The sequence below is a fragment of the Cognatilysobacter tabacisoli genome (assembly GCF_003586305.1).
Lineage (GTDB): Bacteria > Pseudomonadota > Gammaproteobacteria > Xanthomonadales > Xanthomonadaceae > Cognatilysobacter_A > Cognatilysobacter_A tabacisoli.
Map to the genome: position 1 here is coordinate 1468081 of NZ_QXJI01000001.1, position 16265 is coordinate 1484345.

General features: G+C 72.5%; 12 protein-coding genes and 1 pseudogene. 7 read left to right on the forward strand and 6 right to left on the reverse strand.

Annotated elements, in window-relative coordinates; translation table 11 throughout:
- Window positions 1-12 precede the first annotated feature (12 nt).
- Window positions 13-714, reverse strand: coding sequence for an alpha/beta hydrolase (locus tag D3A60_RS11330; RefSeq protein ID WP_157981473.1), 702 nt, complete (start codon window positions 712-714; stop codon window positions 13-15).
- A complete protein-coding gene (locus tag D3A60_RS11335) occupies window positions 711-1148 on the reverse strand; it encodes an OsmC family protein (protein WP_196778714.1) in 438 nt (145 codons plus the stop codon). Before D3A60_RS11335 ends, D3A60_RS11330 begins: the two co-directional genes overlap by 4 nt.
- A gap of 279 nt (window positions 1149-1427) precedes the next feature.
- Between D3A60_RS11335 and fusA the strand changes: the two genes are divergently transcribed.
- From fusA to D3A60_RS11360, 5 genes are all read left to right on the forward strand, one after another.
- The gene (gene fusA / locus D3A60_RS11340) at window positions 1428-3500 is read left to right on the forward strand and encodes an elongation factor G (RefSeq protein ID WP_119718754.1); all 2073 of its coding nucleotides are present in this window, start codon (window positions 1428-1430) and stop codon (window positions 3498-3500) included.
- On the forward strand, window positions 3501-3800 hold the full coding sequence (locus D3A60_RS11345; RefSeq protein ID WP_119718755.1) for a helix-hairpin-helix domain-containing protein: 300 nt from the start codon (window positions 3501-3503) through the stop codon (window positions 3798-3800).
- Between the two features lie 129 nt (window positions 3801-3929).
- Entirely contained in the window at window positions 3930-4499 is a 570-nt protein-coding gene (locus tag D3A60_RS11350; RefSeq protein WP_119718756.1) for a YceB family lipoprotein, read from the forward strand.
- The gene (locus tag D3A60_RS11355; protein WP_119718757.1) at window positions 4492-5241 is read left to right on the forward strand and encodes a hypothetical protein; all 750 of its coding nucleotides are present in this window, start codon (window positions 4492-4494) and stop codon (window positions 5239-5241) included. Before D3A60_RS11350 ends, D3A60_RS11355 begins: the two co-directional genes overlap by 8 nt.
- Window positions 5242-5266: 25 nt before the next feature.
- Window positions 5267-5773 (forward strand): PIN domain-containing protein, encoded by a 507-nt coding sequence (locus tag D3A60_RS11360; protein ID WP_231120475.1) that lies wholly within the window; start codon window positions 5267-5269, stop codon window positions 5771-5773.
- 4 nt (window positions 5774-5777) lie between these two features.
- On the opposite strand, the gene D3A60_RS11365 is transcribed toward D3A60_RS11360, so the two are convergent.
- From D3A60_RS11365 to D3A60_RS11380, 4 genes and pseudogenes are all read right to left on the reverse strand, one after another.
- On the reverse strand, window positions 5778-8048 hold the full coding sequence (locus D3A60_RS11365; protein WP_231120476.1) for a DUF5916 domain-containing protein: 2271 nt from the start codon (window positions 8046-8048) through the stop codon (window positions 5778-5780).
- Between the two features lie 264 nt (window positions 8049-8312).
- Window positions 8313-10553, reverse strand: a complete 2241-nt coding sequence (locus D3A60_RS11370) for a DUF5916 domain-containing protein (protein WP_119718758.1) — start codon at window positions 10551-10553, stop codon at window positions 8313-8315.
- Between the two features lie 144 nt (window positions 10554-10697).
- Window positions 10698-11498: a 3-hydroxybutyrate dehydrogenase gene (locus tag D3A60_RS11375; RefSeq protein ID WP_119718759.1), complete on the reverse strand. Its 801-nt coding sequence runs from the start codon at window positions 11496-11498 to the stop codon at window positions 10698-10700.
- Between the two features lie 191 nt (window positions 11499-11689).
- Window positions 11690-12154: pseudogene (locus D3A60_RS11380) on the reverse strand (SET domain-containing protein); the annotation flags it as partial.
- 239 nt (window positions 12155-12393) lie between these two features.
- Between D3A60_RS11380 and D3A60_RS11385 the strand changes: the two are divergent.
- The gene (locus D3A60_RS11385) at window positions 12394-14121 is read left to right on the forward strand and encodes a hypothetical protein (protein ID WP_119718760.1); all 1728 of its coding nucleotides are present in this window, start codon (window positions 12394-12396) and stop codon (window positions 14119-14121) included.
- Between the two features lie 10 nt (window positions 14122-14131).
- A complete protein-coding gene (locus tag D3A60_RS11390; RefSeq protein ID WP_119718761.1) occupies window positions 14132-16219 on the forward strand; it encodes a toll/interleukin-1 receptor domain-containing protein in 2088 nt (695 codons plus the stop codon).
- Window positions 16220-16265 lie beyond the last annotated feature (46 nt).

Here is a 16265-nt window from a genome sequence, read left to right on the forward strand (position 1 = left end):
GCCGTGAAGCGTTCAGCGCGGCGATAGCGTCGCGACGAGCCACCGCGCGGCCGCATCGGCCACTCCGGCCGCGCGGCGACCCAGCAGCGGCTCGACGTGGCCCGCTCCGGGCAGCTCATGCAGCGGGGCCTCCCATGCCGATGCCCACGCGCGCGTCGCGCCGACCGGCACGTCATTGTCGGCCCCGCCGGCCGCGAACCACACCGGACATCCCGGCCGTTCCACCTCGATGCCGTCCTGCGCCGCGCGCAGCACTGCGCCGGATTCTTCGCGCCAGCCGCGAAGCGCGCGCAGCGCACTGGCGTCGTCGGCGTCGCCGAGCGCGCGGCGCGTGCCGTCCAGTCGGGCGTCGCGACCCCACGGCACCACGTCGGGCCAGTCACGGCGCGGCAGCTGGCCTGCCCACGGCGCCGGGGGCATCGGGTTCACGAGCACGAGCGCGTCGGTCGCGTCGGCGCAGGCCGCCGCCAGCAGGCCACCGAGGCTGGCGCCGGCCAGCACGCGCGGCCGCGGCAGCGCGGCGAGCGCGGCCGCGACCTGGGCGCGGTAGTCGTCGAACGTCGTCGCGGCGACGGCGTCGTGCGCCGCCAGGTCGAGCGCGAGCGCCTCGACGCCGTGCGCGGCGAGCACGCCGCGCCAGATTGTCCATTCCCAGCCGCCCGCGCCCGCGCCGTGCACCAGCACGGCGTGGGCGACGACGGGGCGCTGCGTCACCCTTCCAGCGTCGCCGACAGCGACACCGGCACCGACAGCGCGCGTGAGATCACGCAGCCGGCCTTGGCCGCATCGGCGATCTGCTGGAACTTCGCCGCGTCGATGCCGGGCACCTTGGCACTGAGCACCAGGGTCACGCCGGTGACGGTCGGGCCCGGGTCCATGCCCGGCTCCATCATCACTTCGGCGCGGGTCTGGATGCGTTCGGCGGTGAAACCTTCCTTTCCGAGCACCGCCGACAGCGCCATGCTGAAACACCCGGCGTGCGCAGCGGCGAGCAGTTCCTCGGGGTTGGTGCCGGTCTCGTCGCCGAAGCGGGTCTTGAACGAGTAGTTCTGGTCGGCGAACAGGCCGCTCTGTGGCGTGCTGATCGTGCCCTTGCCGGCCTGCAGGTCGCCCTGCCACACCGCGTCCGCATAGCGCTTCAAAGCCATGGCACGCTCCTTCGTTGGGGGGCGCCCAGCGTACGCGCGGCGCGTTACCGGCGCATGCAGGCCGCGCCGCCGCGCTGGCGCACCGCCGCTTGACCCCCGCGCCCGACGGCGCGAGGCTTGCCGTCCCGGCGCCCCGCCGGACGTTTCCGCCATGACCGCCCGCCGAGCGCCCACCGCTCCGGCGCGACGCGCGGACAGCCATGACGGCCTCTGCGGACCCTCCGCAAGAGCCCGGCCATGCCCGGCCGGACTTCCCACCCGCACCGGGAGGAATGGCTCATGTCGTATACGACGCAACACATCCGCAACGTGGCCCTCGCAGGCCACCCCGCCGCCGGCAAAACCACCCTGTTCGAAGCCCTGCTGCAGGCCGGCGGCACGATCCAGACGGCAGGCAGCGTCGAGCGCGGCACCACGGTGTCGGACTTCGACCCGATGGAAAAGCAGCGCGGCCACTCGCTCGACATCGCGATCGCCAGCATCGACCACCGCGCCGCGAGCGGCGACAGCATCCACGTCAACCTGATCGACACGCCCGGCTACCCGGACTTCCGCGGCCCGGCGCTGTCGGCGCTGGCGGCGGTCGAGACCGTCGCGGTCGTCGTCGACGCCGCCAACGGCGTGGAGTACGGCGCGCGCCGGATGATGGAGTACGCCCGGGCGCGCAACCTGTGCCGCGTGCTGGTCGTCAACCGCATCGACCACGCCGATGCCGACCCGGCGCGCGCGCTCGAGGCGCTGCGCGACGCGTTCGGGCCGGAGTGCCTTCCGCTGAACCTGCCGGCCGACGGCGGCGCGCGCGTCGTCGACTGCTTCGGCAGCAATGCCGGACAGAGCGACCTCGGGCCGGTCGCGGACTGGCACCAGAAGATCATCGACCAGGTCGTCGAGATCAACGAGTCGGTGATGGAGCACTACCTCGACGTCGGCGAGGACGGGCTGACCGGCGACGAGCTGCACGACGCGTTCGAGCAGTGCCTGCGCGAGGGCCACCTGGTGCCGGTGCTGTTCTGCTCGGCGCGCAGCGGAGTCGGCGTCAAGGAGCTGCTGGACGTGGCCGAGCGGCTGTTCCCGAACCCGGCCGAGGCCAACCCGCCGCCGTTCGAGAAGGGCGACTCGGCGAAGAGTTCCGAGCGCCAGCGGATCGAGGCCGTGCCGGACCCGAAGGCGCACGTGATCGCCGACGTGTTCAAGGTCGTCAACGACCCGTTCGTCGGCAAGCTCGGCGTGTTCCGCGTCTACCAGGGCACGGTGCGGCGCGACACCCAGCTGTTCGTCGACGACGGCAAGAAGCCGTTCAAGGTCGGCCACCTGTTCAAGCTCAAGGGCAAGGAGCACGTCGAGGTCGACCAGGCCGTGCCGGGCGACATCGCCGGCGTCGCCAAGGTCGAGGAGCTGCACTTCGACGCGGTCCTGCACGACAGCCACGACGAGGACCACATCCGGCTTGCGCCGCTGGACTTCCCGAAGCCGATGTTCGGCCTGGCGGTGGAGGCGGCGAGCAAGGGCCAGGAGCAGAAGCTCGCGACCGCGCTGCAGAAGCTGTCCGAAGAGGACCCGTGCTTCACCGTCGAGCACGAGGCCGAAACCAACGAGACCGTCGTGCGCGGGCTGTCGGACCTGCACCTGCGCATCAACATCGACCGGCTCAAGGAACGCCACGGCGTGGAAGTGCACACGCGGCCGCCGCGCATCGCCTACCGCGAAACGGTCAGCGGGCCGGCCGAGGGCCACCATCGCCACAAGAAGCAGACCGGCGGCGCCGGGCAGTTCGGCGAGGTGTTCCTGCGCATCGAGCCGCTGCCGCGCGGCACCGGGTTCGAGTTCGTCGACGCGGTCAAGGGCGGGACGATTCCCGGGCAGTTCCTGCCCGCGGTCGAAAAGGGCGTGCGCCAGGTGCTGAACCACGGCGCGCTGGCGGGCTACCCGATGCAGGACGTCCGCGTGATCGTGTTCGACGGCAAGCACCACCCGGTCGACAGCAAGGAGGTCGCGTTCGTCGCCGCCGGCAAGAAGGCGTTCCTCGACGCGGTGTCGAAGGCGCGGCCGCAGGTGCTCGAGCCGATCGTCGACCTGGAGGTCAATGCCCCGGAGCAGCACATGGGCGACATCAGCGGCGGTCTGGCGAGCAAGCGCGCGCGGATCAACGGCACCGACTCGGTGCGCGGCGGCGAGATCGTCGTGCGCGCGCAGGTGCCGCTGTCCGAGCTCGAGGGCTACGCGGCCGAGCTGAAGTCGGTCACCGCCGGGCGCGGCCGCTATTCGCTCGACTTCAGCCACTACGAGCCGGTGCCGGTGCAGGTGCAGCAGAAGCTCGTCGAGTCGTACAAGCCGCGCCACGAGGAGGACTGAGTGACGGCGACCGCGTCGAAGCTGACCGACCTGCCGAACGTCGGGCCCGCCACCGCGGCGGACCTGAGGCTGCTCGGCATCGACACGCCCGAGGGGCTGCGCGGCCGCGACCCGGTCGCGCTGTACCTCGCGCTGTGCGCGCGCACCGGCACCCGCCACGACCCCTGCACGCTCGACGTGCTGATGGCGGCGGTGGCCTGCGTCGAGCACGGCGACGCGCGGCCGTGGTGGGCCTTCACCGCGCAGCGCAAGGCCGGCTGGCCGGCGGTCGAGCAGGCCCTGCGCGCACAGGGCACCTGAGCGCCGGACGGCGCCGCGTGCCGCCGCGTCGCAAGTGCGCGCGGACGGCTTGCCGAGGCCCGGGGTGGTGAACCACCATTCACCGCCGCCGCGTAAGGTGGCCGAGACCCTGGCCAAGAGGACGCCACCATGCGCCGCCCCACCCTTGCCGCCGCGCTGCTGGCCGCGTTGACCGCGCTGCTGCTCGCCGCCTGCTCCACCCTCAGCGCCGTGTCGGCGCTGCTCGGCAATGAAGTGATCTTCAGCCAGCCGCAGCTGCAGCAGGCGCTGGTCCGCAACTTCCCGAAGGACTACGACAAGCTCGGCGGGCTGGTGTCGATCCGGCTGATGAACCCGCGGCTGTCGATCCCGCCGAACGACAACCGCCTGCGCGTCGACTTCGACCTGGGCATCGGCGCGCTCGGCAGCGACAGCCGCACGCCGAGCGGCCGCTTCGCCCTCGTCAGCGCGCTGCGCTACGACCCGCAGACGCGCGGGCTGCACCTGCAGAACCCGGCGGTCGAATACGTCGACGTGCCGGCCCTCGGCGGCACGATGAACGCCACCGCGCGCAGCCTGCTCAACAGCTGGCTGGTCGACTACGCCCGCACCGAGCCGGTCTACCGCTTCGACAACTCGCTGCTCGACCGCCTCGGCGCGCGCCGCATCGGCCGCACCGACATCGCCAACGGCCAGGTCGTGGTGCGCCTGGATGAGTGATCGCACCGACCTCCCGGCGCCCGGTCGGGCGTGGCTGCGCGGCGGAGCGTGGGCGCTGGCCCTCGCGCTGCTGGTCGCGTGCGGCGACAAGGACGGCCGCGACGGCCGCCCCGGCGCCAGCACCGACGGCGACAACGCGCTGCCGGCGCCGGCCGGCACGCCGGGCCGCGGCGTCACCGGGATGCCCGCCGCGCCCGGGCCCGGGCCGGTCGGGCCGCCGGACGACGCGGCGATCGCGTCGGCGCCCGCGGTCGACGAGTTCGGCAATCCGATTCCCCCGATCGCGCTGCCCGACGGCGCACCCGCGGACGGCAGCGTGCCGCCGCTGGACGGCGCGCCGCTGGAGCCGGTCGGCGACATGCCGGGCGAGCCGACGCCGCAGGACGCGGTCGCGGTGGTGCGCGACTACTACGCGGCGATCAACGCCGGCGGCTACGGCCGCGCCTATTCGCTGTGGTCGGACGGCGGGCGCGCGAGCGGCCAGTCGCCGCAGCAGTTCGCCGACGGCTTCGCCGGCACCGCGGCCGTGTCGGTCGAGGTGATGCAGCCCGGCCGCGTCGACGCCGCCACCGGCTCGCGCTACATCGAGGTGCCGGTGGCGATCACCGCGCGCCAGGCCGACGGCAGCGAACGCCGCTACGTCGGCGCCTACACGCTGCGTCGCGCGGTCGTCGACGACGCCACGCCCGAGCAGCGCGCATGGCGGATCACGTCGGCAGACCTGCGCGAAGTGCAGCCCTGACCGCGTCGTCGCAACGGCCTCGCACGTGAGTGCGTCGACAGGCGTCGCCCACCGCGTCGAGCCGGGCCAGCCGTCGCCGGCGCGGGTCGTGCTCGACACCAACGTCTGCCTCGACCTGTTCGTGTTCGACGACCCGCGCGTCGCGCCGCTGCATCGCGCGATCGCCGGCGGCGAGCTGGTGGCGGTGGCCGACGCGGAGACCCGCGCGGAGTGGGCGCGGGTGCTCGGCTACCCGATGCTGCGGCTGGACGTCGCTCGGCAGGCGGCGGCGCTGGCCGCGTTCGACGCCGCGATGCGCCGTGTCGAGCACGCCGGCGACCTGCACACCACGCCCGCCGTGACCGCTGGGCCGCTGCCGACGTGCAGCGACCCGGACGACCAGAAATTCCTCGTCCTCGCCCGCGCGACGGGCGCGCGCTGGCTGCTCAGCCGCGACCGCGCCCTGCTCGAGCTATCGCGCCGGCTGGAGCGCAGCGACGGCTGCACCGTCGCGACGCCCGAGGCGTGGGCCGCCGCGACGAACCGGGCCTGAGGCCCTAGATTTCGAAGCGGTACGACAGCTTGACCAGCAGCTGTTCGCTGTCGCGCAGGTCGAACGCGTCGCCGAGCTCGTCGATCGCGCTGTAGCGCATGCCCGCGTGCTCGTCGAACATCGACCCGCCGCGCACGTAGGCGATGTACAGGAACGACAGCGGCGCCAGCTCGTAGCGGTAGCGCACCTGGAAGCCAAGGTTGCGCAGCGCGAAATCCGGCAGCACCTCGTCGACCGCGACCGGCGTGCCGTCGGGCGACACGCGCCAGGCCTGCTGCGCTTCGGCGTCCAGCCCGATCGCCTCCAGCCGCACCCGAAGCTCCTGCTTTTCGTCGATCAGCCAGGTGCTGCCGCCACTGAGGAACACCATGTTCGAGCGGAACGTGCCGAGCAGGTTGCCGCCGCGCCACAGCAGCCAGTCGGGGTTGTGGGTCACGTCGATGCCGCCGAAGAAGCTCAGCGCATCGTCGACGTGGTAGGTCGGCTCGAAGCGGGCGCGGATCGCGCCGTTGCCGGGCCCGTCCAGCCCGTCGGCGTTGTAGCGCAGGTTTCCGTAGAACGCCCAGTGGTCCTTGCGCGGGCGGAATCGCTCGGCGAACGCGAACAGCTTCGACGGCACCTTCACCGGGCCGTTGCCGCGGGTGATCAGGTCATCGTGCCCTGACGTCCAGCCGGCGATCTCCCAGAACTGCTCGCCGCCGTCGCGGCGCTCGCTGGCGCGGTTGACCGCCCACGCATCGGCGATGTGCAGCCCGTTGTCGTTGACGCGCCGCGACGCCGCCCAGCGCCAGAAGTGCGAGCTGTACGGCGACGTGTCCGGCAGGTCGGTGACGCGCCGGCCGATCTCATAGCGGCCGTAGTTGAAGTTGTTGCGCTCGAGGAAGCCGAAGTCGTTGAGCTGCAGGTCGCCGCCCAGGTGCAGCAGGAACAGCTGCTGCCGCCATGCGCTGTCGATCTGGTGGTCGATCCGCATCTGCACGCCGCTGTCGTCGGTGCGCGTGCCGGCCTGGTCGATGCTCGACGCCACCGCGGTCGTCCGGATGTTCCACGCCTCGGTCGGGGTCCAGCGGTGGTCGAGCTCGTAGACGGTCGCGGTGCGGTCGAGGAACGGCCGCTCGACCTGGCTGACCATCGCGCCGAGGCCCTGCGCGCCGAAGTCGCGGGTGCCGCGTACCGCGTAGAAGTCGCGGCCGACCGCGTCGCCCTCGCTGGCGGCGAAGACGCCGTAGTTGAACGCGCCGACGCTTCCGTTGACCTTGGCCGCGGCGGTGACGTCGCCGGAGCCGTTGCCGTCGTCGGCCGGGCCGCCGACCCGGCGCGTGTACAGCAGCCGGTTGGCGCCGTTGAGCCCGCCGAACGGCACGTCGAAGAAGCCCTGGTTCTCGGTGAAAAACGGCCGCTTGTCGCTGAAGAAGGTTTCGATCGCGCCGAAGTTGACGACCAGCTCGTCGCTCTCGACCTGGCCGAAGTCGGGATTGAGCGTGGCGCTGAGCTGGAACTGCCCGCTCGGCTTCCAGAACAGGTCGGCGCCGGCGTCGAAGTCGCTTTTTCCGGCGACGTTGTCGTGCACGCCGACCACGTACGGGGTGACCGCCAGCAGCGACTGGCTGAAGACCGGCACATTGAGCTTGCTGAAGTTCGACATGAAGCGCTGCTCGGTGTAGGTGATCGCCGGCCAGGCCATCCGCTCGCCGGTGGCGCCGATCACGCGGTCGACCGACAGCCCGATCGTGCGCGTCGCGCCGGTGGCCTTTTGCATCGGGGCGATGTGCCAGGGGATCAGCAGCTCGGCGTACCAGCCCTGCTCGTCCTCCGACGTGGCGCTGCGCCAGTCGCCGTCCCAGTCGTCGTTGAACTGGTTCTCGTTGGTGATCGTCGTGTCGATGATGCTGCCCGACAGCAGCACGGTGAAGTTGTAGCCGCTGCGATTGTCGCCGTCGAAATCGACGTACAGGTTCACGCGGTCGGCGGGGCCGCCCTGGTCGCGCTGCGCGCGCTGGCGGGTGCGCTCGATCCCGGCCGGCTGCACGTTGTGGAAGCCGACGGCGAGCCCGTCCGGCGTGGCCTTGACCAGCGCGCGCGTGGGCTGCACCGCGGCGGCGCGCGACAGCGGCGACACCATGCGGAAGTCGGTGATCTCCTGCGCGCCGCTCCATTCCTGGGCGTCGAGGCGGCCGTCGACCACCACGGCGTGCGCGGACGGCGGCACGAGCATGACGGCCAACAGCGCGGCGAACAGCGGGCGGCGGCGGGCGGAGCGCAGGCGGGAATTCATCGGGCAGGCATCCGCGGGCGGTCGTTGCCGCCGGCCAGGGTCAGGGGTCGGTTCGTTTCGGGCGCCACCCGCGCGGTGGTGCGGGCGGCGGTCGCGGGCGCGTGCACGCGCCGCGACGGCAATGGCGCGCAGGGTAGCCAACGCGGCGACGCGCACCGACTGGCGAAAGTCATGCCCACCTCCAGCCTATGCGCGCCCACCACGCTTCATTCGATGCGTTCCGGGCCGGTGGCGCACCGGGATTCCGGCGCGCCGGGACCCGCCCTACAGCTCGAAGCGGTAGCTGAGCTTCACCAGCAGCTGCTCGTCGTCGCGCAGCTCGAAGCTGTCGCGCAGCAGCGCGTCGGGGTCGTCGCTGTAGGGGTCCTGCCGGTAGCCGCCGCGCCCGTAGACCACGTACAGGTACGACAGCGGCGCCAGCTCGTAGCGGTAGCGGATCTGGAAGCCGAGCGTGCGCACGTTGAAGTCGTCGACCGGGTCGGCCACCGCCAGCGCGCGGCCGTCGGGCTGCACGCGCACGGCGCCCTGCACCGCCGCATCGAGTCCGAGCGCCTGCAGCTTCACCCGCAGCTCCTGGCGCGGGTTGATGTTCCAGTTGATGCCGGCGTCGAACTGCAGGGCCTGCTGCTCGAACCGCCCGACCAGGTTGCCGCCGCGCCATACCAGCCAGTCCGGGATCCGCGTGTACGACACGCCGGCGCCGACGCTGAAGCCGTCGGTCACGAAGTACGTCGGCTCGAACTCGGCGCTGAAGCCGATCCGGTCGTTGCCGGCCAGGCCGCCGCTGAACACTTCGCCGGAGGTCTCGAACGCCCAGTTGCCCTTGCGCGGCCGGTCGTACTCGCCGTACAGGCTGAACTGGCCGGGCTTGCGCAGGTTGCCGTTGCCGCGGGTCAGCAGGTCGTCGACGCCGCCGCTGTTGATGTTGATCTGGGCGAACTCCGAACTGCCGTTGCGTAGCTGGCTCTGCCGGCCGATCCGCAGCTGCCGCTGCAGCCGGTCGCCGCGGTTGTTGTCGGTGCCGCTGATCCGCCAGCGCCAGTCCTTCGAGGCGTAGCGCGACTCGGCCGCCAGGTCGGTGTAGCGGCGCGCCACCTGCCAGTGCAGGTAGTTGAGGCTGTTGCGCGCCAGGTAGCCGGCGTCGTTGATCTGCAGGTCGTTGCCGAAGTGCATCGCGATCCACTGCTGGCGCCAGCCGCGGTCCATCTCGTAGTCGGCCCACACGGTCGCGCCGACGTCGTCGACCGACTCGCCGGCCTGCTCGATGGCGCTGCCGAACAGCCGGGTGCGCACGTTCCAGCGCGGGGTCGGCCGCCAGCCGTGGTCGATGCCGAGCACCGTCGCCTCGCGGTCGAGGAACGGCCGGTCGACGCGGGTCAGCATCAGGCCGAGGTTCTGCTGGGTCAGGTCGCGCACCAGCCGCAGCGCGCCGAAGGTGCGCCCGGCCTCGTCGCCTTCGTCGGCCAGGAACACGCCGTACTTGGTCGCGCCGAGGTTGCCGTTGAGCTTGACCGCCGCGGTGATGTCGCCGGCGCCGTTGCCGTCGTCGGCCGGCCCGCCGACGCGCCGGGTGTACAGCAGCTGGCTGAAGTCCGACGGCGTGGTGTATTCGAAGATGCCCTGGTTCTCGGTAAAGAACGGGCGCTTGTCGCTGACGAAGGTCTCGGTCGCGCTGAAGTTGACGACGAGGTCGTCGCTCTCGACCTGGCCGAAGTCCGGGTTGAGCGTCGCCGACAGCTGGAACTGCCCGTTCGGCTTCCAGAACAGGTCGGCGCCGCCGTCGAAATCGCTGCCGCCGCGCACGTTGTCGTACAGGCCCGAGACGTACGGCGTGACCGCGAGCAGCGACTGGCTGTAGGCCGGCACGTCGACCACGGCGAAGTCCGACAGGTAGCGCGGCCGCTCGAAGCTCGCGCCGGGCCACGCGGCGCGCTCACCGGTGGCGCCAATGACGCGGTCGAGCTGCACGCGCAGGCGCCGCTGGCCGTCGCTGCCGCCGCGCATCGGCGCGATGTACCACGGGATCAACGCCTCGGCGCTCCAGCCGTGCTCGTCCTCGCTGACGGCGTGGCGCCAGTTGCCGTCCCAGTCGTCGTTGAAGTTGTTCTCGTTGGTGATGACCGCATCGGAGATGCCGCCGGTCGAGCTGATCGTGAAGTTGTAGCCGGTGCGCGCGTCGCCGTCGAAGTCGACCATCAGGTTGACGCGGTCGACCTGCGCCTCGAAGTCGCGCTGCACGGTCTGGCGGCTGCGCGGCACGCCGGCCGGCATCGCCACGCGCCAGCCGATCGCGAGGCCCTCGGGCGTGGCGAGGATCCAGCCTTCGACCGGGTGCTGCGGCGCTTCGCCGGTCAGCGGCTGCACCGTGCGGAACTCGGTCACGCGACGCGCGCCCTGCCATTCGGCCGGGTCGATGCGGCCGTCGATGTCGACCGCCGCCGCGTTGGCGGACAGCGCGGCGAGAAAGGCACACAGGGACAGCAGCGGAAGCGGGCGTAGGCGCATTCGACAGGGGAATCGGTGGGATGCGCCATGCTGGCGCGGGGCATGCGCCGCCGCGTCTGGCAACAGTCATGCAAACCAAACCGCGTCGGCGCGCATCACAGGCCCATTGCAGGCCGATGGCGACGACGCGTGGAGCGCGGCGGCCTACTGCATGTGCCAGCCGTGGCTGACGACGAAGCTCTGCCCGGTCAGCGCCGCGCTCGGGAACTCGCACAGGAACCGCACCGTCTGGGCGACGTCCTCGACCGTGGTGAAGATGCCGTCGACCGTGTTGCCGAGCATGATCTTCTTGACCACCTCGTCCTCGCTGATGCCGAACTCGCGCGCCTGCTCGGGAATCTGCTTGTCGACCAGCGGCGTGCGCACGAAGCCCGGGCACACCACGTGGCTGCGCACGCCGTGCTTGGCGCCCTCTTTCGCCAGCGTGCGCGACAGGCCGAGCAGGCCGTGCTTCGCGGTGACGTAGGCCGACTTCAGCGGACTGGCCAGGTGCGAGTGCACCGAGCCCATGTAGATCACGGTGCCGCCGCGCGGCTGGCCGTCGGCGCCTGCGGCGTACATGTGCGGCAGCGCCGCCTTGGTGGTCAGGAACGCGCCGTCGAGGTGGATCGCCAGCATCTTCTTCCAGTCGGCGTACGCGAACTGCTCGATCGGGTTGACGATCTGGATGCCGGCGTTGGACACCAGGATGTCCAGCCCGCCGAGCTCCGCGACGGTTCGGGCGATGCCGGCATCGACCGCGGCCTCGTCGGTGACGTCCATCGCCAGCCCGATCGCGCGACCGCCCGCGGCGACGATGTCGGCGGCGACGGCGTCGGCGCCCGCGGCGTTGAGGTCGGCGATCGCGACCGCGGCGCCGGCGCGCGCGAGCTCGTGCGCGATTTCCTTGCCGATGCCGCTGGCCGCACCGGTGACGAGGGCAACCTTGCCGTGGATCGAGGTCATGGGGGGTCCGTGCAGGTCGTGTGGGTGGCCGATCTTCCGCGCCGCCGCGCGGGCGGCGCCATCGCACTTTCGTCCGGCGGTCAGGCCCGGGCGGGCTTCTTCGTGCCGACGGCCCGTTTGCCCGCCTTTTTGCCGGCGGGCTTGCTCGCCTTCTTGCCCGCGGCCTTGGCCGGCGCGGCGGCCTTCGCCGGACGCTTGGGCTTGAGCATCGTCCCGGTGCAGTTCTTCGACCCGCAGCGGCACTCCCAGATCTTCTTCAGGCGCGGCGTGTGCGCCTCGGCCAGGGTGATGCCGTAGTCGTAGGCGAGCTCCTCGCCGGGCTTGATCGCGCGGATCGCCTCGATGAAGACGCGGTCGCGGGTGCGGTCGTCGCCGTCGTCTTCCTCGAGCACGGCCTCGCAGTTCGGCGCGCAGCTGTGGTTGATCCAGCGCGCGACGTTGCCGTCGAAGTTGGCGTCGATCACGTACTCGTCGTTGAGCGTGAACAGGAACGTATGGCCCGAGTCGGCGTCGCCGCTGTCGCCGGCGTCGACGTCGGCGTGGGTGCGACGGCGGCCGCGGTACTCGACCAGGCGCTCGCCCTTGGCGATGGGTTCGACGGCGAACACGCCGTTGCCGTGGATGGCGGAGCGACGGGCGACGATCTTGCGCGGCATGCGGCGTGTTCCAGTCAAATGGACCGGCATTGTGACCCGACGCGCCGGAATCGACCAACGGCGCCCGCGGCCCGCGCGGGCCGGGCGCGCTCGGCGGCACCGTCACCCACCCGGGGGATGGCTGCTTTGGGTGCGCCCCCCCGTTCATCCAGAGGTCCCTGCCAGCGATGCGGTGGACGCGATCGCCGACTGCGCGCCGGCACGCACGTCGCCCGGCCACCCACGAGGGAAGGAAGCGGATGACCGAACGGGACGGCACGGCCGCCGCCATCCACCTGATCGTCGGCGTCACCGGGCACCGCCGCCTGCGCGCAGACGAGGTCCCGTCGCTGCGCCTGCAGGTCCACGAGGTGCTGGCCACGCTCGCCGCGCGCTACCCCGAGCTGCCGCTGCTGGTGCTGTCGCCGCTGGCCGAGGGCGCCGACCGGCTGGTCGCCGAGGTGGCGTTCGAGCGCGGCTTGCGCGTGGTCGCGCCGCTGCCGCTGCCGCTGGCGCAGTACCGCGACGACTTCGCCGACGACGCCAGCCGCGCCGAACTCGAGCGCCAGATCGCGCGCGCCGAGGTCATCGAACTGCCGCGCAGCGAGTGGGCCAGCGGCCGCCGCGCGACCGACACCGACCCCAGCGCGGTGCCCGGCCCCGCGCGCGACCAGCGCTACGCCCAGGCGGGGATGTTCGTGTCCCGGCACTGCCACGTGCTGCTGGCGCTGTGGGACGGGCTCGACGGCGGTTCGACCGGCGGCACCGCACAGGTGGTGCGCTACCACCTCGGCGGCGAGATCCCCGGCGCGCTGCCGCGCCCGCCGCGCGCGTCGCTGACGCTGCTCGGCATCGGCGAGGACACCGTCGTGCGGCACATCGCCGCGTCGCGCTCGGACGCGCCGTCGCGCGCGGCATCGCGCGGCGGCTGGCTGACGATGGACGACGCGGTGATCGAACACGACGCCCTGCCGCCGGCGTTCGACGCCATGTTCCGCCGCCAGGCCGAGTACAACGCCGACGCCCGGCGCTACGCCGACGACGTCGCCGCCGACGCGCCCGCCGACAGCGACGGCGCCGCGGCGTGCCCGATCCATCGCCAGTTCGTCGTCGCCGACTGGCTGGCGCGGACCTACCAGCGCCGGGTCGCGCGCGTGCTTAGGCTGACCTACGCGATCGCCGCCGCCACGGGGGCGGCCTTCATCGTCTACGCGCACGTGAAGTCGCAGGACGCGCTGATCTACCTGTACCTGGCGCTGTTCATCGCCGGCGTCGGCCTGGCGGTGCTGGCGCGCCGTCGCGCGTGGCACCGCAAGTACCTCGACTACCGCGCGCTGGCCGAGGGCCTGCGCGTGCAGTCGTACTGGCGACGCGCCGGCGTCGTGGACGCGGCGCACCCGTCGGTCGACCACGACAGCTTCATGCAGGAGCAGGACCTCGAGCTGGGCTGGATCCGCAACGCGCTGCGCTCGGCCAGCCTCGACGGGCTGCTGGTGCCGGTCGCCGCCGACGCCAGCGCGGTCGAGCGCGTCGTCGGCGAATGGGTCGGCACGCCGGACTCGCGCGGGCAGCTGGGCTACTTCACCGCGGCGGCGCGCTCGCGCGAACGCCAGCACCGCCGCGCCGAGTGGCTCGCGCACGCGTGCCTGGGCATCGGCATCACGATCAGCCTGGTGCTGGCGCTGTTCGCGCACCGCTGGGGCTACGACACCAAGAACGCCCTGGTCGTGCTGATGGGCCTGCTGTCGGTCGGCGCCGGCGTGCACGAGGCCTATGCGCACAAGAAGGCCGACAAGGAGCTGGTCAAGCAGTACCGCTTCATGCAGCGCATCTACGCCGGCGCGCGGCGGCGCCTGGACGGCGCGACCACGCCCGACGACACCCGGCGGATCCTGCGCACGCTCGGCGAGGCCGCGCTGGCCGAGCACGCCGAGTGGACGCTGATGCACCGCGAGCGGCCGCTCGAACACACCCGGCTCGGCGGCTGAGGGCACGCGCATGCCGGACGCCCGCCGTTACCGCGCCTTCATCAGCTACAGCCACGCCGACGAGGCGTGGGCGCGCTGGCTGATGCGCCGGCTGGAGACCTACCGCGTGCCGCGCCGGCTGGTCGGCACCGACGGCGCGCACGGGCGCATCGACGCGCGGCTGGGTGCGTTCTTCCGCGACCGCGACGAGCTCACGGCCAGCGGCGACCTCGGCGCGACGATCCGCGAGGCGCTCGCCGCGTCCGAATGGCTCGTCGTGCTGTGCTCGCCGGCGGCCGCGCGTTCGCGCTGGGTCGATGCCGAGGTCGCGGCGTTCCGCGCCGCGGGCCGCGGCGACCGGATCCTGTGCTTCGTCGTCGACGGCGATCCGGGCGCGACCGGCGACGCCGGCTGCTTTCCACCGTCGCTGCTCGCGCAGGACGCGAGCGGCACCACGATCGAACCGCTTGCCGCCGACGCGCGCCCGGTCGCCGACGGCCGCGACCGCGCGTTCGTCAAGCTGGTCGCCGGCCTGCTCGGCGTCGGCTTCGACACCCTCGCCCGCCGCGACCAGCAGCGCCGCCAGCGGCGCCTGGTCGCGGTCGCCGCCGCGTCGCTCGCCGGGATGGCGATCGCCACCGCGCTCGCGGTCACCGCGTCGATCGCGCGCAACGACGCGCAGCGCCGGCAGGCGCAGGCCGAGGACCTGCTCGGCTTCATGCTCGGCGACCTGCGCGGGAAGCTCACGACCGTCGGCCGGCTCGACCTGATGCGCGCAGTCGACGACAAGGCGATCGGCTATTTCGCCACGCTGCAGCCGCGCGACCTCAGCGACCGCGCCCTCGAGGAGCAGGCGCGCTCGCTGACCGGCATCGGCCAGGTGCGCCTGGAAGAAGGCAACCACGCCGAGGCCATGGCCGCGTTCCAGGAAGCGCTGGCGCGCAGCTCGACCCTGTACGAGCGCGCGCCGGGCAACGGCCAGCGGCTCTACGACCGCGCCCAGGCCGAGTACTGGATCGGCTACGTCGCCCTGCAGCAGGGCGACTACGACACCACCGAACGGTGGTTCCGCAACTACCACGCGAGCGCGGTTGCGCTGGCGGCGATGGATCCGGACAACTTCGACTGGCAGAAGGAAGTGGCGTACGGGCTGCACAACCTCGCGGTGATGGACCACAAGCGCGCGCGGTACGCCGCGGCCGAGCAGAGCATCCGGGCGGAAGTCGCGCTGTTCCTCGGCTGGCTGAAGCAGCACCCGGACGACCCGGCGCTGCGTTTCGAGGCCGCCGATTCCATTTCGTGGATGGGCAGCCTCGCGCTGGCGCAGGGCAAGCTCGCCGATGCGGAGTCCCACTTCGCGCGGCAGGTGGAGATGCTGCGCGCCAACATGGCCGCCGAGCCGGACAACACCCACTGGAAGATCTACAGCGTGTTCGCGCTGAACCTGCTGACGGACGTGCAGAAGCTGCGCGGCCGGACCGCCGAGGCGCAAACCAGCGTGGCGACCGCGATCGGACTCGCCTCGCCGCTTCTGGCGCGGGATCCGTCGAACAACGAGTGGCGCGCGACGCTGGCCCGCTGCCATTTGAACCGCGCCGAGCTGGCCGCCGCCACGCAGCCCGACCGGGCGCTGGACGACGCCGCGCATGCCGAAGCGCTGCTGCTGACGGCGCTGGCCGCCGAACCGAAGAGCCAGCGGACGATCGACGGCCTCGCCCGCGCCCACAACCAGCTGGCGCGCCTGGCGCTCGCGCGCGGCGACGTCGGGACGGCCCGCGTGAAGCTCACCGCCAGCCAGGCGTTGCTCGCGCCGGCGTGGAAGGACGCGCCGAACGAAACCCTGCGCACGCGACTGGCCGAAACCCGGCTGCTGCAGGGCGATCTGGCCCAGCGCACCGGCCAGCCGCGGCTCGCCGACGCGGCCTGGACCGGGGCCCGCGCGTTGCTTGAAGAAGGCGGGAGCGATCGCGTCGCCTTCGAGCGCCTCGAGCCGCTGCTGCGCGCGCAGCTCGCGCTGGGCGATGGCGACGGCGCGGCGCGCAGCAGGCAGCGCCTGGACGCGGCCGGCTACCGCCCCCTGCATCCCTTGCCCGTCGCAACGCCCGTGGCGGCGCGATGACGAACGACACCTTCCGGTTTGCGGGCCCCCGCCCGTCCCGGCCTGA